This window comes from Winogradskyella psychrotolerans RS-3 (assembly GCF_000427335.1).
Classification (GTDB): domain Bacteria; phylum Bacteroidota; class Bacteroidia; order Flavobacteriales; family Flavobacteriaceae; genus Winogradskyella; species Winogradskyella psychrotolerans.
Map to the genome: position 1 here is coordinate 28251 of NZ_ATMR01000007.1, position 21255 is coordinate 49505.

A 21255-nucleotide genomic window follows, 5' to 3' on the forward strand; every position below is an offset into this window, starting at 1 on the left:
AATAAAACGCGAACATTGAGATACTTTTCTCTATTTTTGAGTTATATTTAATAAAATAGTAAGTTTGTACGCTTTTTAAAAGCAAAATATAACGAACTAAAAATACCGATTAGAGACTAAAATCAATAATCGTAAACCTGTCCTAAGACTCTAACTAATTAGAACTTTTGCTGAGTACAGCCAAAGCATCCAAATAGTAGTATCGAAGGATTAAAATCGTAACCTAATATGGCTTGGTTTAAAAGAAAAGATAAAGGTATTCATACCTCAACAGAAGAAAAAAAGATACACCTAAAGGACTTTGGTATAAATCTCCAACAGGTAAAATAATAGACACAAAAGAACTTGAGCAAAATTTTTATGTGAGTCCAGAAGATGGTTATCACGTAAGAATTGGAAGTAACGAATATTTCCAAATCCTTTTTGACGATAACAAGTACACGGAATTAGATGCTAATTTAACTTCTAAGGATCCGCTTAAATTTGAAGACACTAAAAAATACCCAGACCGTTTAAAAGCTGCACAAGAAAAAACGAATCTTAAAGATGCGGTACGTACAGCTGTTGGTAAATCTAAAGGTGAAGATTTAGTTATTGCATGTATGGATTTTGCTTTTATTGGTGGTTCTATGGGAAGTGTTGTCGGTGAAAAAATTGCTAGAGCAGCAGACTATGCTATAAAGAAGAAATTACCATTAATGATTATAAGTAAATCTGGTGGTGCACGTATGATGGAAGCCGCTCTTTCATTAATGCAATTAGCTAAGACTTCTGTAAAACTTGCTCAGATGGCAGATGCAGGTATTCCTTATATCTCTTTATGTACAGATCCAACAACGGGTGGTACAACAGCTTCTTTTGCGATGCTTGGAGATATTAACATTGCAGAACCTGGTGCATTAATTGGTTTTGCTGGCCCTAGAATTGTAAGAGATACTACAGGAAAAGAATTACCTGAAGGATTTCAAACTTCTGAATTTTTATTAGAACATGGATTCTTAGATTTTATTACACATCGTAAAGATCTTAAGAAACAAGTTAATCTTTATATTGATTTGATAAAGAATCAACCTGTACGAGCTTAAATAGAAAACGAAGAAAGAGGTGTAATAACCTCTTTTTTTGTTTTAATTTATAATGTTGACAACATACATTATTAAAGCTACGCTGTAGTTAAAGCACTTAAAAAATAGACAGAAAAACAAGTACCTTCATTAACTTTACTTTCCACTTCAATTTTGCCACCTATACTTTCAATATGATTTTTGGTAATATACAACCCGACGCCTCTAGAGTCAGGATGTTCGTGAAAAGTACCATTTAATGTAAAAAGCTTATTATAATTAGATTTTAAATCAATACCTAATCCATTATCTCTAATTTTAAGTACCACAAACTCATCCTTTAAACAACTAGAAAGCTCAATAGTAGCCAATCTCTCAGCTGATTTATATTTTATTGAATTTGTAAGAAAGTTGAGAATAATACTATCAATATAAGCTTCAATTCCCATAATAGAAAACCCTCTATCAACCTTATTTATAATTTTACACTTTTCCCTTTTCGCAATAGCACTAACGTTATAAATAGAATTTTCGATATACTTATGCAACGATAGTTTACTTAAAATATTAAACTTTTTAGGTTTGTCTAATCGAATTAAATTAAGGTGATTTATGGTTTCATCAAGATTTGTTAAAGACCCCTTTAACATTTTGTAATTTTCGTTGGATTTTAAATTGTCTTCAAATTCTTCTTCAAGAAATTCAGTAATTGAAAATAAATTACCAACATGTGTCCTTATGTCGTGAGTAGCAATATGTGCAAAATCTTTTAATTTTTCATTTTGACCTTTAATAACATTCATTAAAAACTCCAAATGCCATGTTGCTGATTTTTGAGCCGATATATCTGTTATTTGAGCAATAAAATAAATAGGTTTATTATTTTCATCTCTAACTAAAGAAACAGATAATAGCGCCCAAACCACATACCCTTTTTTATGAAAATACCTTTTCTCTATTTGATAGCTATCAATTTCCCCTTCAATTAATTGTCGCATGTAAGCTAAATCTAGTTCTAAGTCATCGCGATGCGTAATATCTCTGAAATTCTGTTTATACAATTCTACTTTCTCATACCCTAATAAGTTTACGATACTTTGGTTGACCTTTATCCATACACCTTCAGGGCTCACAATAGAAATCCCTCCATTTGCATTATCAAAAATATTTTGAAATACTTTATTTTTTAAACGATCGAGATTTTTTGGCATGAAATAGCATTCTGTATTGAGTAACAAAATTAAATTATACTACATATTAGTTTTAACTCAATAGATTATTATGTTACCATAAAAGCTTAAATCCAACAAATTATCATTTTAAACAGCTGTGACTAAACTGAATCTAAGGTTTCTTAAAATAAACAGTAAACTCCGTTCCTGCATCTACTTCACTCTTCACCTCTACTTTTCCACCTATAGATTCTATATGATTTTTAGTAATAAAAAGTCCAATACCAATCGCATCTGAATTACAATGAAAGGTATTATACATTTGAAATAGTTTATCTCCAAATTTCACTAAATCAATACCTAGTCCATTATCTTTAATTTTGAGCACCACAAAATCATTTTTAAATTCAGAGCTCAATTCTATAATAGGCTTCCTTTTTTCAGATCTATATTTAATGGCATTGGTTAGAAAATTAAGAATTATACTATCTAAATAAGCTGGTATGCCTTTTATACAAACATCATCATCTATATGATTATATATAATAGCTTCCGCATTTTGAGCTAATGCTATAATGTTGTAAGTGGCTTTTTCGGTATAATCATATAAATTAAGGACATCCATTTTAGACTCCTCAATTTCTCTAATTTTAGCCACCTGAGTTAAATGCGAAACGGTTTCTTGAAGATTATCAATTGCATGTTTTAATAATTGAAAATTCTCATTCTTTTTCAAACAAGCATAATCTTCCTCTAAAAACTCTGTTAAAGAAGACAAATTACCCGAATGGGATCTCAAATTATGAGTCACGATATTAGCAAATGATGTTAGCCTTTCGTTTTGTTCTTTGGCCACACTTAGCATGGTTTTTAACTTGTCCTCACTTTTCTTGCGGTTGGTAATATCTGTAAACTGCCATATCATGTGTGGTCTTCCTTCCTTAAAATAGACCAACGACACAGATATCAACATCCAAATAATGGATCCACCTTTATGAAAATAGCGCTGCTTTACACGGTATTTATCAATTTTACCGTTGATAAGGTTTTCAAACTTTTCTTCGTGAACACCAAGATCTTGAGCATAGACAATATTATTAATGTCCATATTAAAGAGTTCCCATCGCGTATATCCAAAAATATCGCAGACGCTTTCATTAACTTTTAACCAATTCCCATTTAAATTCACAATAGCAATACCATTATAAGTATTGTTAAACGTGCGCTCTAAAACGTCGTAAGCGTTTGAGAAATTCCTCAGATGATTTGAAACTTTCATACATATCGTTTAATAAGGATTAATCAATTGAAAGCTATTTTTGCTATTAGGGAAATTTTAGTTAGGACATAATTATACGCCTTAGGATATCAAAAAGTTACGAAAAAAATTCCAAATCACAAAAAAGTAGTATATTTGCCGCTCGAAAGAGAGGCTTTCGTGTACATAAAAATCATTTACAATAATATTAGCATGTATTTAGATCAAAAAGCAAAAGAAGAGTTATTCACTAAACATGGTGGTAATGCAAAGAATACTGGTTCTGCAGAAGGACAGATTGCATTATTCACACATAGAATAGAACACTTAACACAACACTTAAAGAAAAACCGTAAAGATTATAATACGGAACGTTCTTTAGTAATGTTAGTAGGTAAGAGAAGAAGCTTATTAGATTACTTAACTAAGAAAGATGTCTTAAGATATCGTGCGATAGTTAAAGAATTAGGATTAAGAAAATAATCTCAATATAAAGGCCACGCATTTAGCGTGGTTTTTTGTTTTTATACAACTCAAACGTAAGAGTAAAACAATCGTAAAAAAATAGCAGAAAAATCCTAAAATGATTTTAGGATTCGCGGTTTTTCATTGGTCACCAACAACAACTACACAACAACACAACGACCATTGTTTAATTTAGAATTAAAAAATTTATGATTCCAAAAGTTTTTAGAGAGGTCATAGACCTTGGTGATGGTAGAGAAATTTCTATCGAAACCGGAAAATTAGCAAAACAAGCGCATGGTAGCGTTGTTGTGCAATCAGGAAAATGTATGTTATTATGTACAGTTGTTTCCAATTATGAGCAAAAAGACCTTAATTTTTTACCATTAACGGTAGATTATAGAGAAAAATTTGCTGCTGCTGGTCGTTATCCAGGTGGTTTCTTCAAAAGAGAAGCAAGACCAAGTGACGGAGAAGTATTAACAATGCGTTTAGTGGACAGAGTTTTACGTCCATTATTCCCAAAAGATTACCATTCTGAAACTCAGGTGATGATTCAGTTAATGTCTCATGATCCAGAAGTTATGCCAGATGCTATGGCAGGATTAGCGGCTTCTGCTGCAATTCAATTATCAGATTTCCCTTTTGAATGTGCTATCTCTGAAGCTAGAGTTGGACGTGTAAACGGAGAATTTGTAATCAACCCTACACCAGCACAAATGGAAGAGTCTGACTTGGACATGATGATTGGTGCTTCTGCAGATTCAGTAATGATGGTAGAAGGTGAAATGGATGAGATTTCTGAAGAAGAAATGGCAGACGCTATTAAGTTTGCACACGAAGCTATTAAAGTTCAATGTGCTGCTCAAATTAGATTAGCAGAAGCATTTGGAAAGAAAGACGTTCGTGAATATGAAGCTGAAAGAACAGATGAAGATTTAGAGAAGAAAGTGCATGACATGGCATACGATAAAGTATATGCTATTGCAAAAGCAGGATCTGCTAAACATGAAAGAAGTGCTGCTTTTCAACAAATAAAAGAAGATATTAAAGCTACTTTTTCTGAAGAAGAATTAGCAGATTATGGTGGTTTAGTTTCTGATTATTATCGTAAAGCTGAAAAAGCCGCGATTAGAGATTTAACCTTAAATGAAGGTTTACGTTTAGATGGTCGTAAGACTGACGAGATTAGACCAATCTGGTGTGAAGTAGATTACTTACCTTCTACACATGGTTCTGCAATTTTTACACGTGGAGAAACTCAAGCTTTAGCTACTGTAACTTTAGGAACCTCTAGAGATGCAAATCAAATAGATATGCCATCTAAAGAAGGTGAAGAACGTTTCTATTTACACTATAACTTCCCTCCTTTTTGTACAGGTGAAGCAAGACCAATCCGTGGAACATCTCGTAGAGAAGTTGGACATGGTAACTTAGCACAACGTGCATTAAAAGGAATGATTCCTGCAGATTGTCCTTACACAGTACGTGTTGTATCTGAAGTTTTAGAATCTAACGGTTCTTCTTCTATGGCAACCGTTTGTTCTGGTACAATGGCGTTAATGGATGCCGGAGTTCAAATGACAAAACCAGTGTCTGGTATTGCAATGGGATTAATTTCTGATGCAGATTCTGGAAAGTACGCTGTATTATCTGATATTTTAGGTGATGAAGATCACTTAGGAGATATGGACTTTAAAGTCACTGGTACTGCAGATGGTATCACAGCTTGTCAAATGGATATCAAAGTAAAAGGATTGTCTTACGAGATTTTAGTAAATGCTTTACAACAAGCACGTGCTGGTCGTTTACATATCTTAGAGAAATTGACAGATACAATTGCTAAACCTAATGCAGATGTTAAAGAACATGCGCCTACAATGGTAACAAGACGTGTTCCTAACGAATTTATCGGAGCCTTAATTGGACCTGGTGGAAAAGTCATTCAGGAAATGCAAAAAGAAACTGAGACTACTATCGTTATTAACGAAGATCCAGTAACTGAAGAAGGTATTGTTGAAATCTTAGGTGTAGGCAAAAAAGGTATTGATGCTGTTATGGCAAAAATCGATGCTATTTTATTTAAGCCAGTAGTTGGTAGCGTTTACGAAGTAAAAGTTATTAAAATGTTAGACTTTGGTGCTGTTGTAGAATATATGGATGCCCCAGGAAACGAAGTTTTATTACACGTAAGTGAATTAGCTTGGGAACGTACAGAAAATGTATCTGACGTTGTAAACATGGGAGATGTTTTTGATGTGAAGTATTTTGGACAAGACCCAAGAACTCGTAAAGAAAAAGTATCTCGTAAAGCTATCTTGCCAAAACCAGAAGGTTATGTAGCAAGACCACCAAGAGAAAATAACGATCGTGGTGGACGTGATAACAATAGAGGAAGAGATAATCGTGGACGTGATAACAGACGTGATGATCGTAAGCCTAGAGAAGATAAGAAGGAAGATTAATTCTTAATTCTAAACTTTATAAAAAACCCTAAATAGAACTATTCTATTTAGGGTTTCTTTTTGCGTTAAAATGAAATTGAATCAAGCTAATAAGACATTTATTTTTTGTCTTTAAAAACCAGTTTTACCCATCCAGCCTATACTCTCACTATGTTAAATAAAAATTAAAAAAAGTCTAAAGTCTAAAAACCAACGTACATCTGTTTTAGTTAATCAATCACAAACCTAACACCTCATAATTTATGGCTTCAGAAAAACCAACCTCAAATATTATTCTTTCAAGCACTAAAAGCAGAACAAAAAAATAACAAATAGTTTAAATTTATTTGTTAACAGTAAGTCAAAAACTGAAAACCCTAACAACAAAATTGTACTCTTTAGTACGTTTTTACTGATGCTTTTGGGTGTGTACTTCCTTTCTGTCTTTTATGGTGATTTTGAACAATTAAACCTAGACAAAATGAGTTCTACGATAGGATTAACCTTTATTGCTATAGCAACTACTCTTATGGCTTTCAAAGTCTCATTCTTTCTTTATAAAGCTTACAATTATTTTAAATACAAGCCTATTGCATCTGTTTCAGATAAAGAATTACCAACTATTACCGTTATTGTCCCTGCATATAATGAAGGTAAACAAGTTTGGGCTACCTTAATGAGCTTAGACAATAGCAACTATCCAAAAGAGAAAATACAAATTATATCTATTGACGACGGCAGTAAAGACGATACATGGGATTGGATGCTTGATGCTAAAACAAAATTAGGAGACCGTTTAGAGATTTACCAACAACCTGAAAACCAAGGAAAACGTCACGCACTGTACCGTGGGTTTAATTTAGGTACAGGTGAGATTTACGTCACTGTAGATAGTGATTCAATCGTTACAGAAGACACACTTAGAAACTTAGTTAGTCCATTTGTTAAAGATGACAACTGTGGTGCCGTTGCAGGAAACATTAGAGTTTTAAATAACAAAAAGGAAATGTTGCCTAAAATGTTAGATGTCAGTTTTGTATTAAGTTTTGAATTTGTACGTTCTGCTGAAAGTAATCTAAATTCTGTTTTATGTACACCTGGAGCATTAGCTGCATACAAAAGCACAGCGGTTCATGAGTGTTTACCGCAATGGATTAATCAAACGTTTATGGGGCAACCTTCAGATATTGGTGAAGATAGAGCCATGACTAATATGATTTTAAAACAAGGTAAACACGTATTATTTCAGAAGAATGCGGTCGCTTTTACCAACGTCCCAGAACAATATATGGGATTATACAAAATGTTTATCCGTTGGGGAAGAAGTAACGTGAGGGAAAATTTAGAAATGGCGAAATATGTATTTACAAATTTCAGAGCAAAAGGTAAATCTGGAACTAGAATCTTATTCATAAGTCAATTCCTGAAAATATTAATGAGTTATCCTTTATTAATTTCAATGTTATTCTTTGTAATGGTACATCCTTTACTTTTTATTGGCTCTACGCTCGTTAGTATCTTTGTGATTTCAACATTTTCAGTATTGTTCTTTGCTAGTCAATATAAAACTACAGAAGGCTTTTGGGCATATTCTTATAGCATACTATTTACATTTGGCCTATTCTGGATTACACCATATGCTATTGCAACAGCGAATAGAAGAGGCTGGTTAACACGTGGATTAGAAGAAAAGAAGTAAATATCACCTTTTCTAGTATAATAATTATAAGCCTACAAAATTATATGTTTTGTAGGCTTTTTTATTGTGAATTCCCGTTTTGTCACCGACAACCTGTCATAATTATAGGATTTCTGATTTTTCCCAAATTTCAATTTCGGAACCAATGGTCCTAAAAATTTTCAATACCATAACATATCACATAAAAACCTTAGGATATCAAAATTCTTTAAATCATAATTTCATTTTGGCACTGTCGCATAGTAATTGCGGCTACTAAAGCAACTGACAGCAAGGTTAGTTAAAATAAAAACAAATTATGAGAGTATTAGTAATTGGAGCTGGAAACATGGGTTTAACGTATGCAGAAGGAATGGCAGAATCACCACTCCTTAGTAAGCACAACTTGAGAATTTATGATACTGATCCAAAAAAAATAGAAAGTTTAAGCAAAGACACAAGATTTAATGTTTTTGATAATTTAGAAGATTGCTTACCGAAAGCAGATATTGTATTTATAGCGGTTAAGCCCTACCATAGTGACGGTTTATTTGAAGAAATGAAATTAATGATTAACGACAGTCAAATTTTTGTATCTCTGATGGCAGGTGTTACAATAGATACCATTCAACAAAAATTGAATGCAAAAAAGGTAATTAGAACAATGCCTAATTTACCTGCACAAGTTGGTAAAGGTGTTACATCCTACACAGAGTCTAGCGACGTTTCTAAAGTAGAAATGTTAATGGTAAGAAACCTTTTAGACACCACAGGAACATCAATACATGTCAATACAGAAAAGTTCATTGATGCTTCCACAGGGATTTCTGGAAGTGGACCTGCTTACGTATTTTATTTTATGCAATCAATGTTAGAAGCTGCACAAAAAATGGGCTTCTCAGATTATGATTCTAAAATTTTGGTAAGCAGCACATTTGAAGGAGCTATAGAACTCTTCAATCAAAATAGTATATCTCCAAAATCTTGGATAGAAAAAGTGGCATCAAAAGGAGGGACAACCCAAGCCGCAATTGATTCTATGGATGATAATAATGTAAAACAACTCATTCAAGATGCTGCATATGCAGCTTTTGATCGCGCTGTTGAATTAGGTAAAGAGAAATAAAATTTATGGATAAAGAGATAAAACGTGTGGTCATAAAAGTAGGCACCAACGTATTAACAAATAAAGATAATAGAATTTTAGGGCCAGTTCTTCGAGAATTGGTAAGACAAATCGCAGTGTTGTATGAAAAAGACATTATGGTTATCCTAGTATCCTCTGGCTCTGCAATGGCAGGCATGGAAATTTTAGGAGAAACTAACATTAAAGACAAGTCCATAAGAAGGCAAGTCTATTCTGCAGTAGGTCAGCCACGAATGATGAGACATTATTATAGTCTTTTTCACGACTATGGAATGCGATGCGCACAAGTATTAGCAACAAAACGCGATTTTGATATCGGTAAACACCGTAAAAACATGATTAATTGTTACGAAGGGTTACTTGCTGAAGGTGTTATTCCGATCGCTAATGAAGATGATGCTGTGTCGCTTACAATGTCAATGTTTTCCGATAATGATGAGTTAGCAAGTTTGGTAGCAGAACTTATTGATGCAGACCGTTTGATTATTCTTTCTGACACAGATGGGCTTTATGATGGTAATCCGGACGATGATGATTCTAGGATTCTGAATACGGTAATCACTAATCAGGATGTTGAAAAATATGTTCAAGCTTCCGATAAAAAAGAAGGTGAAGGACGAGGTGGTATGGCTTCAAAATTAAAAATTGCGAAAGGCACTGCCAATAAAAATATTCCAACGTATATCGCCAATGGCAAAAAAGAAAATATAATAGTAGATATCATTAATAATAAAGAAGTGGGAACTAAATTTATTAGTGCATAAATAACACCAATAGTACAACATAAACTAAGCATGTTAAAAGCTTTATCATCCTAATAGTTGACTAATAGCGGATAGCATGCGATAGTTTTCAAAATTAAAACACATGAAACTTTTACATACAGACATAAAAAATAAGGTCTTAAAATCAATGCTTCAAATTTTAGAGCGCGAACGAAACGCTATTATAGAAGCGAATAAAAAAGATTTGAATGCTTTTGAAAAAGAAGACCAAGCGTTATACGATCGTTTAATTGTGAATAATAAAAAGGTAGATGAAATGATTGCTGCTGTAGAAGCTGTGATGCTTCAAGACGACCCTGTTGGAAAAGAAATAACTAACAGAACTTTAAAAAACAATTTAAACATCGTTAATACCACAGCACCTTTCGGTACTATTCTAATTATTTATGAATCACGACCAGATGTTACTATCGAGGCAGCCGTTTTAGCGTTTAAAGCGAATAATAAAATATTACTTAAAGGAGGAAAAGAAGCCTTAAATAGTAACCTTATATTAGAGAAATGTTGGCATGAAGCCTTAGAAGAAAACGGATTATCTAAGGACTGGATTAAACTATTACACTTAAAACGTGAGGAAACCCAAGCCTTTCTTAAAAACCCTACAGAACCATTAGATTTAATTGTACCGCGTGGTGGCGAGCGTTTAATCAACTTTGTAAAAACAAATGCCACTTGTGCTGTCTTAATAAGTGGACGTGGCAATAACTTTTTATATGTTTCCGAACATGCCGATTGGAGCAAAGCGGTAAATGTTATTATCAATGCAAAAACAGATAAAATCTCTGGATGTAATGCTTTAGACAAAGTTCTAATCAATAAGAACCTACCACAATATGAAATGAAACTGAAAATGCTTCAAGAAAAACTAGAACAGCATAAGGTTGAAATTATAGTGGATAAAAAAGTATCTCATATTTTATCTGAAAAAGAAACCGTTTCCAATCTAGATATATGGCATGAAGAGTTTTTAGCTTTAAAATTACTTATTGGAGAAGTAGACTCTTTAGATGAAGCCATTGAGATGATTAACACGTATTCGGGGAAACACTCCGCCTCAATTATCACAGAAGATAAGGCAGAAGCGATGACCTTTATGCACAATGTAGATAGTGCTGCGGTATATCATAATGCTTCAACTCGATTTACCGATGGAGGTCAAATGGGTGTTGGTGCTGAATTAGCCATTAGTACAGATAAATTACACCACCGTGGCCCTTTAGGTTTAAACCAATTAGTGACAAATAAATATTATGTTTATGGAGATGGACAGGTTAGAATTTAGTTATTGAACGGACATAAAACAAGCGCTCATTCTAAGTTTTAAGCCTAATAATTAGGATTTTACATAAAAAAAACTTATATTCTTGGTTATGATTACACAAGACAAAATTAAATACGCGGAAGAATTAAGTACATCAATATCTTATCTTGAAAATTTAGGTTACTCTAATATCAAGGCAGATTTAGAAGGTTATGAAACACCTAAATCTTATCACAAAATAGGGAGTGATATCGATGTTACTCCAGACATTGTTGCAGAGAAAGAGGGACGTAAACATATTTTTGACCTCAGTTTAAAATCTGAAAAGCCTAGATTATTAAAATCAAAATGGTTATTTTTAAACACGTTGAGTAAAATTAAATCGTATCGATTTAGGCTCATAACAATGAAAGGACACTATAAATTCACCAATGAAACTGTAGATGCGATTAATCTTGATACCGTAAAACTGGTAAAAATTTAAAAGTTTTTTTATTATTGTGTAACATTTTATTGCTTTCTTACGTATAATAAAAGCAACACGTGTTGTGTTTAAATTACACAAATCTTAAAATTAAATGAGACAACTTAAAATTACCAAGCAGGTTACCAATAGGGAAACCGCATCATTAGATAAATATTTACAAGAAATTGGTAAAGTAGATCTTATTACAGCAGACGAAGAGGTAGAATTAGCTCAACGTATTAAAGCTGGAGATCAACTCGCTTTAGAAAAATTAACTAAAGCTAACTTACGTTTTGTGGTTTCTGTTGCTAAGCAATATCAAAATCAAGGATTAACATTACCCGATTTAATAAATGAAGGAAATTTAGGTTTAATTAAAGCTGCACAACGTTTTGATGAAACACGTGGTTTTAAATTTATCTCTTATGCTGTTTGGTGGATTAGACAATCTATATTACAAGCCTTAGCGGAACAGTCGCGTATTGTGCGTTTGCCGTTAAACAAGATTGGTTCTATTAATAAGATTAATAAGACTTTTGCCTTTTTAGAGCAAAGCCATGAGCGACCACCTTCTGCGGAAGAAATCGCTAAAGAATTAGACATGACGATTAACGATGTTAAGGAGTCTATGAAAAATTCTGGTCGTCACGTCAGTATGGATGCTCCTTTGGTAGAAGGTGAGGATTCTAACTTATACGATGTATTACGAAGTGGTGAATCCCCAAATCCGGATAGAGATTTATTACATGAGTCTTTACGAACTGAGATTGAACGTGCTTTAGAAACTTTAACACCTCGTGAAGCTGATGTTGTTCGTTTATATTTTGGTTTAGGTAATCAACATCCAATGACTTTAGAAGAGATTGGAGAGACTTTCGAATTAACTCGTGAGCGTGTCAGACAAATTAAAGAAAAGGCTATTAGACGTTTAAAGCATACGTCTAGAAGTAAAATATTAAAAACATATTTAGGTTAATTTCGACTACGCTCAATTACCAAACTATGAAACACTTATGCAAATTCTGTGGTCATAGTGCATACCTGAAGTAACATATAAAGACAAATTTAGGTTAGGATTTCGTATCTTTAACGACCAACCTAATAAAGGTAACAACAGTTACAAACATAACTGTTCGTTTTTTGATTGATGAAAGAACCCACGGCTGATTACCGTGGGTTCACTTTTTTAATATCTTTCGGGTTCTAATTAAAATAGAACAAATTAATCCTCACATTTTAATTACCTTTGCAGAAACCTAATAGAACTTCATTTAATGACTTCAAAATTAATTGCACCCTCAATGTTAGCTGCCGATTTTGGCAACTTGCAACGTGATACTGAAATGGTTAACAATAGTGATGCCGATTGGTTTCATATCGATGTAATGGATGGCCATTTTGTACCGAATATATCTTATGGAATGCCAGTAATTGCTGCTATAAAAAAGCATGCAACTAAACCATTAGACGTCCATTTAATGATTGAAAAACCGGAACGCTATATTGAAGAATTTGCTAAAGTTGGAGCAGATATTATTACCGTACATTACGAATCTACCGTTCATTTACATAGGACAATAAGACAAATTAAAGACGCCGGTTGTAAAGCAGGAATCGTTCTTAATATAACCACACCTCTAACTGTTTTAGAAGATATTTTACCAGAATGTTTTATGATATTGTTGATGTCTATAAACCCTGGGTTTGGTGGTCAAAAATTTGAAGACATTACCTATAAGCGCGTAAAAAATCTTCGAAAAATGATAGATGAACAAGGTCTAGATACACGTATTGAAATTGATGGAGGTGTTACTGATAAAAACATCAAAAAACTAGTGGAAGCTGGTGCTGACACTTTTGTTGCAGGCAGTCATGTTTTTAAAAGTGACAACCCTACAGCGACTATTAAAGCCTTAAAGGATTTAGCTAACTCTTAAGAGCGAAGTGATCAGAATAGCATAACTACAACTAAAATATCCAATTGAGCGCAATCACAATACATTCGACATCTATTTTTTAGATTGCGCTCAAATCGACAACTTTAAATTTTGTGTGCTCTTTTTTATAAATGTTTTAATACCTAATTGATTACATCTGTTGATGTATATTATCCATACACTATCTATACACTATCTATGGAGTATCTATGGAGTATCTATGGAGTATCTATGGATACCATATCAAAAGGGTTTTATGAAAAGGCTTCCCTCAAAAAAACTTATACTCCTACTTTTAAACGTAGTTCTCAAACTTCGTTTTGTTCTCTCTATCTAAAACAAGCACCTTCTAAGATACACTTTTAGATACTCTATTCCCTTCAAGGAATTAATAACAACTCATCAGTTTATAATTCCTTTAATAAATAATTTATTAAATCTGTAGTTGTTACAATTCCAACTAATCGGTCGTCATCTACTACAGGTAAGGCGTGAAATTCTTTTTGAGCTAAAATCAAGGCAACGTCTTTTATACTTGCATCCGAAGACACGGTAATTACATTTTTAGCCATTACTTGCTCGATTGTAAACATATTATAGACTAACGTTTCAATCTCCGTTTCGGTTTCATCTACGGCATCTGCAAAGCTAATCCTCAACAAATCTGTATAACTTAACATTCCTATAATAGCCTCATTCTTCACTACAGGAATATGCCGAATTTTATGTCTTTTAAATAAAAGTTCTGCCGTCTCAAGTTCATCATCTTTTTTAAGTGTAATGATGTTTGTAGACATTATTGTAGAAATTGGTTTGGTATTCCTCATGACTTTTTGCTTTATAATTCACTATTAAAAGTAAATTATAATATCAATAAAAACCATGATAATTATCACCTTACCATCAGTAAAATGATCTTAATGTTAGTCCTTACTACCGTAACCATAATTATAACCATAGTTATAACCGTAGCCATAAGAATTGCCTAAACCTACACTATTAATAACATAAGCCATATTCTTTAACTTACCAGACTCCGAAAGATCTTTAGAAAATTTCAAAAGATTCTTCTCCGTATAATTGGCTCGGGTTAAATAAATAGTTGCATCTGCTAATTGAGAGATTAACATGGTATCTGTTACCAAAATTGTTGGAGCCGTATCTACAATAATATAATCGTATTCTTCTTTTGCTTCTTCTAAAAGTTTTGTAAAACGCCCATTGGTTAACAAATGTGCTGGATTTGGTGGAATACTTCCCGATAGTATGATATGATGATTAGGGTGTTTTTCAAAACCATTAATTAAGGCATCTTTCCAATTATAATTAAGATCATGTAAATAGTTTGATAAGCCTGGCTTGTGTTTATCTTGATGAATATGGGTATGAATCTGTGGGTTTCTTAAATCGGCTCCAATCAATAGCACTTTTTTATTAATACTAGACAAAGCTAACGATAGATTTATACTCACATAGGTCTTTCCTTCCCCTTTAATGGTAGATGTACAGTAGATTACTTTACCTTTATTATCGTTCTTTAAAGGTAAAATATAGTTAACGTTAGAGCTTAATATTCTAAAGGCTTCAGATTGGGTAGAGCTATCCTCCGGATCACTAAAAATAAGCTGCTCCGATTTTACTTTTGGTAATTCTCCTACAATTGGTACTTTAGAGTTCAATTGCATAACGTCTTCACGCCCTTTTATTTTAGTATCCAAGAGTGCGGAAGCATAAATTACACCAAAAGGAACGATTAAACCCAAAACAAATGCGATTAGATAGGTGCTTCTTGAGTTCGGTGATATCGGTCCACCACCTGAGATAGCATATTCAACGACTTTGATAGAAGGTTCTGTAATAGCCAAATTAATAGCTGCCTCCTCTCTTTTTTGAAGTAAAAACAAATACAAGGTTTGCTTTATCTCACGTTGTCTCGTGATATCCGTTATTTTCTTTTCTTTACCTGGTAAGCTATAGACTTGAGATGCAAATTTTCTATTCTTACGTGTTAATTGTGCTTTAGAGGCCTCTAATTGTTTCGCATAAGAATCAATAGATGCAAATATATTTGATTTTAAATCTTGTAATCTATTTTTTAATAGTACAACGTTTGGATTGTTTTCACCAGCACTAACGATTAAATTATCACGTTCTAAAACCAGCGTATTATAATTATTCACTAAACCATTAATACTAGAGTTATTAACCCCAATATTAGCCGGTAATAATGCAGAATTAGGATTGGGCTTCTCCAAAGTTTCCTTAAGTAAACTCGAAAGGATTAATTGATTTTCAGTTTCAAACAACTCCTCTTCAGACAAAGTACGTTGTGAAATTCCGAGTTCAGCATCTGACTCTAAGGTTATTAAATTGTTTTTCTCCTTATAATCTTTTATACCAAGTTCAATAGAATCTAATTCTCTTGCCAAAAGCTTAAAACGCTCATCTATAAAGTCGATAGTTCTCCTTGAGATATCTTGACGATCATTGATGCCATCTTCATTAAATACCTCTATTAGGGTATTAAGAATACGCTCATTCTTAGCTTTACTTTGGCTTGTATAATTTAACTGAAGTAAATCACTGCCTTTACCAAGCATATTAATATTAACACCTCCTTTTACCCCCCCTGTAACAGCAGCTATTGGTGCAAATTTAACAATATAGGTTTTTCCTACTGAAGACTGATTCTCTGCTGACGGACTCCAACTTAATTCAAAAGGTAAATTATGCTTGGTTTTAGTTGTGTCATAATTCGGAAACACTATAGGTTTTTCTGTACTTGAAGGAATCACCTCAAACCCTTGAGACTTCACCTCAATTTTATAAGACGATCCACCATAAATACTATCATTATTAATTGTTTTAAGAATATAAAACGGTAAATGATTTATTTCAGTGGTGAGCACACTTCCCTCTTCAAAAAAGCGCATTGTTAAATCTAAGCGATCCACAACATTCTCAATAATGCGGTAGGACTTTAGAATTTCTATCTCATTTTCTAAGTTAATATTCGAGCGGTTAAATATAAAGGCCGATGACGGTAACTCTAATCCTTTCGTCTTATTTAAGATCTTAATTTTAGCACTTGCACTGTAAACTTTAGGTGTATATCTTAAATACATATAAGCACCTATAAGTGCCACTATAATACCTAGAGCAAACCAATACCAATACCGTAAATATTTACGAACTTCCTTTTTGATAAATTCCCCTTGATCACCACTTTTTTGGTAATTACTCTCTTCCATCTGACTCATCTTATTTCGTAATTAAAACCACTGTAGTTAATAAAATAGAAACTACAGACAATAAAGTTCCTATATTCCCTATAAAACCAGCACTTTTAACTTTTGGGTTATTAGGATTGACAACGATGACATCATTAGGTTTAATAAAATTATAAGGTCCCTCTAACCAATCTGCAGACGTCAAATCTATATGCGTAATCTGCCTCACCCCTTCTTCATCTCTCATAATCATAACATCCTCACGTTTACCATTAATCGTCAAATCACCAGCATATCCCAAAGCTTGTAATAAGGTAATATTTTGTTCCGTAAAATTAAAGGTCCCTGGTTGATTCACTTGTCCTAGCACCGTGACTTTTGCATTAATTAATCTAACATCAACCGTAGGGTTTCTAAGGTGCCCATCATCTTCAAGCTTCTTTTTAAGAAACTCAGCGAAGTTTTGAGTCGTCATATTTGCCACAGACAATATTCCTAAAATGGGAAAATTAATGGTTAAATTTTCAGACACCAAATACCCATCAAGTTGCATTAATTCAACGCTCATGCCACCTGCACTACTAGACACCTTATTATAAGGAATTACAGACTCAGGTACTAGGGCACTTACATTAATACGCAATACGTCATTAGGTAAAATTTTCGCATTGGAATAACTAATTTCTTTATTAGCATACTGTTCTGCATCTTGAAGATATAAAATTTCTTTCGGACTGACACATGAAGATATTAATATACAGCAGAATAAACTATAAACGTATTTGGACATTTGTAAGTGTTTAATAAGGTGACAAATATAAGTGCAATAATGCTATTCACAAAGTAATAACACTACTACCTAATTGATTGGAAACTACGACATATTCATTTTACTTTCACCTCTTATCCAATTAAAGACAAAGTATAACGAATATAAAATCGTCCCACTTATAAGCAGTGTTGCTAATTGCCAGTTAATTTCCCAATTTCTAATCAAAAACGTTATCACTATTAGAATACTATTTGTAATCACAATAATAGCTGTGGTTTGTCTATGAGAAAAGCCTAAAATTAAGAAGCGATGGTGTAAATGATTTCTATCTGCAGCAAAGGGACTTTTTTTGTGAATCACCAAGCGAATAAAGAAAATACGCAAGGTATCTAACAGTGGAAAAAACAAAAAAGCTAATACTAATATGGGCGAAGCATTATGATAAATTGCATCAGGAGACAATTCTGACCTATTAATAAATCGAACGGAGAATAACGCAATTACAAAACCTAAGATCATGGAACCGGTATCCCCCAAAAACATTTTGTTTCGCTTTGAAAAATTCAAATACAAAAAAGGAATTAGCGCGCCAATTACAGAGGCTGCTAAAACCACCATGCTAATATCTTTATATTTATAAAATACATAAGAAAAAGACACAATAGCCATTAAAGCTAACGTCCCTGCAAGACCATCTATACCATCAATTAAATTAAAGGCATTTATAATTAAAATATACACAAACAGTGTAAATACCACAGACACCCAATAGGGCATAATATTAATATCAAAAATACCTGATAGGCTCACAATACGTGTGTCTGTAAAAAGGATAAGTAATAATGCGGCTAATAATTGACCTGTAAATTTTTTACGAGGAGACAAAATAAGGATATCATCTTTTAAACCTAGAAAAAACAATAAGGTCAGACCTCCCAGAATTAATAATAAGATTTTAGTATCTAATACTGCCCCAATTGTTGTGATTGTCACTGCAATACTGAGAAATATCCCAATACCACCAAGGTTTGGAACACTACCAGAGTGGCTGCTTCGTCCACCTGAAAAAGCCATTAAATTTTTAGATTTTGCGACGTTAATTATAGCAGGATAACTTGTACTAGACACAAAAAATGAAATAAAAATAGCTAGTAAAAAAAGCCAACCTATATGATCTTGTGGAATAAAATTCTCGAGTAATTCTTTTACCATTTTCTGTTACTTCTACTTTTTTTTGGTAAATATCTGTTAAATATTTTAAACCGATGTAATTTAAGTGTTAGGATATGCAAACAAATCGATTTAAGTGCCGAACTGTTTGATTTTACTTACATTTTTAAGGAGAATCGTCCACCAATTACCCGTTTGATTAGCCTTTATTGCTCGGTAATCTTCTTTCGATTTTTGTAAAATATTTTTTAAACTTTTATTACTAGCTCCCCCAACACGCATCTTAACAATGGTTTTCGGTAAATAGAAAAAGTTTAAACTGGTCTGTTTAAAGATACGTAAAATAAAGTCATAATCTGCTGCGATTTTAAAATTCAGATCGAACATACCGTATGTATCATACAAATTCTTTTTTAAATACAATGTTGGGTGGGCAGGCATCCATCCGTTTTTAAGCAGCTTGTAACTAAATGGTTGACTGATCCAGTTTCTTATAATTTTATTTGTGTTTTCTAAAGCCACATAATGTAAATCACCATAAACACCATCTACCCCTTTTGTTTTGAACGCTTCAACAATTGAAGCTATAATAGTGGCATCTGCTAAAAAATCATCGGAATGTACAAAGCCTACAATATCTCCCGTTGCTTTTACAATTCCTTTATTTAAGGCATCATAGATACCTTTATCGGGTTCAGAACTTAGCTTTATATTTGGATACTTTTTTGCAGCGGCATTCAGTTTACTTAACGTTTCTGAGTTTGAACCCCCATCTACAATGATGTATTCAATATTTGGGTAGGTTTGGTTCAATACAGAGTCCATACAGGCATCAATAGTTTTTTCACTATTATATACTGCTGTTATTATAGAGACTTTCATTTAGGGCGTATTAAATTGACGTGTTTTTACTTTTACAGCAGGGTTTCCACTATAGATACTATAAGCTTCAAGCTTGGTGGTTGCCACAGAACCCATGCTTAATACCGCATGGCTTTCAAATATCACACCTGGTGCCACACTAGATTTTGCACCAACCCAACTGCCTTCTTTTAAATAAATTGGAGCAATCATTAAGTCGAAACTTGGTGTTTTATAATTGTGGTTACCACAAAGCAATAAAGCACCTTGGGATACACACACATGATCTTCTAAGGTCACTTGATCGAGATTATCTATCCAAACTCCTTCTCCTATCCAACAATGATTGCCAATACTCAGTTTCCACGGGTATTTAATGGTGACTTTAGGTTTAATCACCACACCCTCTCCTATTGTAGCTCCAAACCGTTTCAACCAGAATATCTTTAATCCTGAAGACATATTCCAGCCTCCTTCAAAAAAAATCAAACTTGTCACATACCATAGCATGCGTTTTAATTTAGAGCCTGGCTGATACCAACTATTGTTATATGTCGAAAGATCCGTTTTCACTTATTAAGGACCAATTAAGCTTTATTAGCTTTAATAAGCTCATCAAAATAAGCAATTGTTTTTCCTAATCCTTCTTTAAGATGCACATTGGGCTCCCAATCATTTAACTCCTTTTTCGCCAAGTCTATATTAGGCTGACGTTGCATAGGGTCATCTTGAGGTAACGGCAAGTGGATAATTTTAGATTTTGAATTGGTTAACGCTATAACGTGTTGCGCTAACTCTAGCATCGTAAACTCTACTGGATTACCAATATTTACAGGTCCAACAAAACCATCTCTACTGCTCATCATTCGTATCATACCTTCCACTAAGTCATCAACAAATTGAAAGCTTCGTGTTTGTGTGCCTTCACCAAAGATGGTGATATCATCGCCTTTTAAGGCTTGCATAATAAAGTTAGACACCACACGTCCATCTTGAGGATGCATACGCGGTCCGTAGGTATTAAATATTCTAATAATTTTTACATCTACCTCATTCTGTTTATGATAATCCATAAAAAGTGTTTCGGCACAACGTTTCCCTTCATCATAACAAGAACGCAAACCTATAGGGTTCACATTTCCCCAATAACTTTCTGGTTGTGGATGTACACTAGGATCCCCATACACTTCACTCGTTGAAGCCTGAAGAATTTTAGCTCCTACACGTTTTGCTAAACCTAACATATTAATAGCGCCCATAACCGATGTTTTTATCGTCTTGATAGGATTATACTGGTAATGTACAGGTGATGCAGGACATGCTAAATTATAGATTTCATCAACCTCAATCATATATGGGTTAATAATATCGTGACGCACCAATTCAAAATAATGGTGATCCATTAGGTGTTCTATATTTTGCTTTGATCCTGTAAAGTAGTTATCTAAGCATATTACTTCATTTCCTTCATTAAGCAAACGTTCACATAAATGTGAGCCTACAAATCCGGCTCCTCCTGTGACTAGAATTCTTTTCATGCTAATT

At 33.3% G+C, this 21255-nt stretch carries 18 protein-coding genes and 1 pseudogene; 10 read left to right on the forward strand and 9 right to left on the reverse strand.

The window, feature by feature from the left end; all coding sequences use genetic code 11:
• The first annotated feature begins 228 nt into the window (after positions 1 to 228).
• A pseudogene (accD, locus tag ADIWIN_RS00510) lies at positions 229 to 1085 on the forward strand (acetyl-CoA carboxylase, carboxyltransferase subunit beta).
• Between the two features lie 77 nt (positions 1086 to 1162).
• Here the strand turns inward: accD and ADIWIN_RS00515 are convergent.
• Together ADIWIN_RS00515 and ADIWIN_RS00520 are read right to left on the reverse strand one after the other, a co-directional pair.
• Entirely contained in the window at positions 1163 to 2275 is a 1113-nt protein-coding gene (locus ADIWIN_RS00515) for a sensor histidine kinase (protein ID WP_020895707.1), read from the reverse strand.
• Positions 2276 to 2408: 133 nt separating this feature from the next.
• Positions 2409 to 3515 (reverse strand): sensor histidine kinase, encoded by a 1107-nt coding sequence (locus tag ADIWIN_RS00520; RefSeq protein ID WP_020895708.1) that lies wholly within the window; start codon positions 3513 to 3515, stop codon positions 2409 to 2411.
• Positions 3516 to 3707: 192 nt separating this feature from the next.
• On the opposite strand from ADIWIN_RS00520, the gene rpsO reads away from it, so the two are divergent.
• The 9 genes from rpsO (at position 3708) to rpe (ending at position 13677) form a co-directional block, all read left to right on the forward strand.
• Positions 3708 to 3977, forward strand: coding sequence for a 30S ribosomal protein S15 (gene rpsO, locus ADIWIN_RS00525; protein WP_020895709.1), 270 nt, complete (start codon positions 3708 to 3710; stop codon positions 3975 to 3977).
• Between the two features lie 191 nt (positions 3978 to 4168).
• Positions 4169 to 6424 (forward strand): polyribonucleotide nucleotidyltransferase, encoded by a 2256-nt coding sequence (locus ADIWIN_RS00530; protein WP_020895710.1) that lies wholly within the window; start codon positions 4169 to 4171, stop codon positions 6422 to 6424.
• Between the two features lie 304 nt (positions 6425 to 6728).
• Positions 6729 to 8102 (forward strand): glycosyltransferase family 2 protein, encoded by a 1374-nt coding sequence (locus ADIWIN_RS00535; protein WP_040756089.1) that lies wholly within the window; start codon positions 6729 to 6731, stop codon positions 8100 to 8102.
• Between the two features lie 298 nt (positions 8103 to 8400).
• Positions 8401 to 9207, forward strand: a complete 807-nt coding sequence (proC, locus tag ADIWIN_RS00540) for a pyrroline-5-carboxylate reductase (RefSeq protein ID WP_020895712.1) — start codon at positions 8401 to 8403, stop codon at positions 9205 to 9207.
• 5 nt (positions 9208 to 9212) lie between these two features.
• Positions 9213 to 9992 (forward strand): glutamate 5-kinase, encoded by a 780-nt coding sequence (gene proB, locus ADIWIN_RS00545; protein WP_020895713.1) that lies wholly within the window; start codon positions 9213 to 9215, stop codon positions 9990 to 9992.
• A gap of 103 nt (positions 9993 to 10095) precedes the next feature.
• Positions 10096 to 11295: a glutamate-5-semialdehyde dehydrogenase gene (locus tag ADIWIN_RS00550; RefSeq protein WP_020895714.1), complete on the forward strand. Its 1200-nt coding sequence runs from the start codon at positions 10096 to 10098 to the stop codon at positions 11293 to 11295.
• Positions 11296 to 11383: 88 nt separating this feature from the next.
• Positions 11384 to 11758, forward strand: a complete 375-nt coding sequence (locus ADIWIN_RS00555) for a hypothetical protein (protein ID WP_040756091.1) — start codon at positions 11384 to 11386, stop codon at positions 11756 to 11758.
• 94 nt (positions 11759 to 11852) lie between these two features.
• Positions 11853 to 12716 (forward strand): sigma-70 family RNA polymerase sigma factor, encoded by an 864-nt coding sequence (locus tag ADIWIN_RS00560; RefSeq protein ID WP_020895716.1) that lies wholly within the window; start codon positions 11853 to 11855, stop codon positions 12714 to 12716.
• A gap of 298 nt (positions 12717 to 13014) precedes the next feature.
• Complete coding sequence (rpe, locus tag ADIWIN_RS00565) at positions 13015 to 13677, forward strand: ribulose-phosphate 3-epimerase (protein ID WP_020895717.1); 663 nt, start codon at positions 13015 to 13017, stop codon at positions 13675 to 13677.
• Positions 13678 to 14084: 407 nt separating this feature from the next.
• On the opposite strand, the gene ADIWIN_RS00570 is transcribed toward rpe, so the two are convergent.
• The 7 genes from ADIWIN_RS00570 to ADIWIN_RS00600 form a co-directional block, all read right to left on the reverse strand.
• Positions 14085 to 14504 (reverse strand): CBS domain-containing protein, encoded by a 420-nt coding sequence (locus ADIWIN_RS00570; protein ID WP_020895718.1) that lies wholly within the window; start codon positions 14502 to 14504, stop codon positions 14085 to 14087.
• Between the two features lie 96 nt (positions 14505 to 14600).
• Positions 14601 to 16937, reverse strand: coding sequence for a GumC family protein (locus tag ADIWIN_RS00575; RefSeq protein WP_051155375.1), 2337 nt, complete (start codon positions 16935 to 16937; stop codon positions 14601 to 14603).
• Between the two features lies 1 nt (position 16938).
• Complete coding sequence (locus ADIWIN_RS00580) at positions 16939 to 17697, reverse strand: polysaccharide biosynthesis/export family protein (RefSeq protein ID WP_040756093.1); 759 nt, start codon at positions 17695 to 17697, stop codon at positions 16939 to 16941.
• 84 nt (positions 17698 to 17781) lie between these two features.
• Complete coding sequence (locus ADIWIN_RS00585) at positions 17782 to 18891, reverse strand: MraY family glycosyltransferase (protein ID WP_020895721.1); 1110 nt, start codon at positions 18889 to 18891, stop codon at positions 17782 to 17784.
• 90 nt (positions 18892 to 18981) lie between these two features.
• Positions 18982 to 19731: a glycosyltransferase family 2 protein gene (locus ADIWIN_RS00590; protein WP_020895722.1), complete on the reverse strand. Its 750-nt coding sequence runs from the start codon at positions 19729 to 19731 to the stop codon at positions 18982 to 18984.
• Positions 19732 to 20283 carry a WcaF family extracellular polysaccharide biosynthesis acetyltransferase gene (locus ADIWIN_RS00595; RefSeq protein WP_040756095.1) on the reverse strand — a complete coding sequence of 184 codons (552 nt, stop codon included), beginning with the start codon at positions 20281 to 20283 and terminating at the stop codon, positions 19732 to 19734. It abuts the gene before it with no gap.
• Between the two features lie 14 nt (positions 20284 to 20297).
• Entirely contained in the window at positions 20298 to 21248 is a 951-nt protein-coding gene (locus ADIWIN_RS00600) for a UDP-glucuronic acid decarboxylase family protein (RefSeq protein ID WP_020895724.1), read from the reverse strand.
• Positions 21249 to 21255 lie beyond the last annotated feature (7 nt).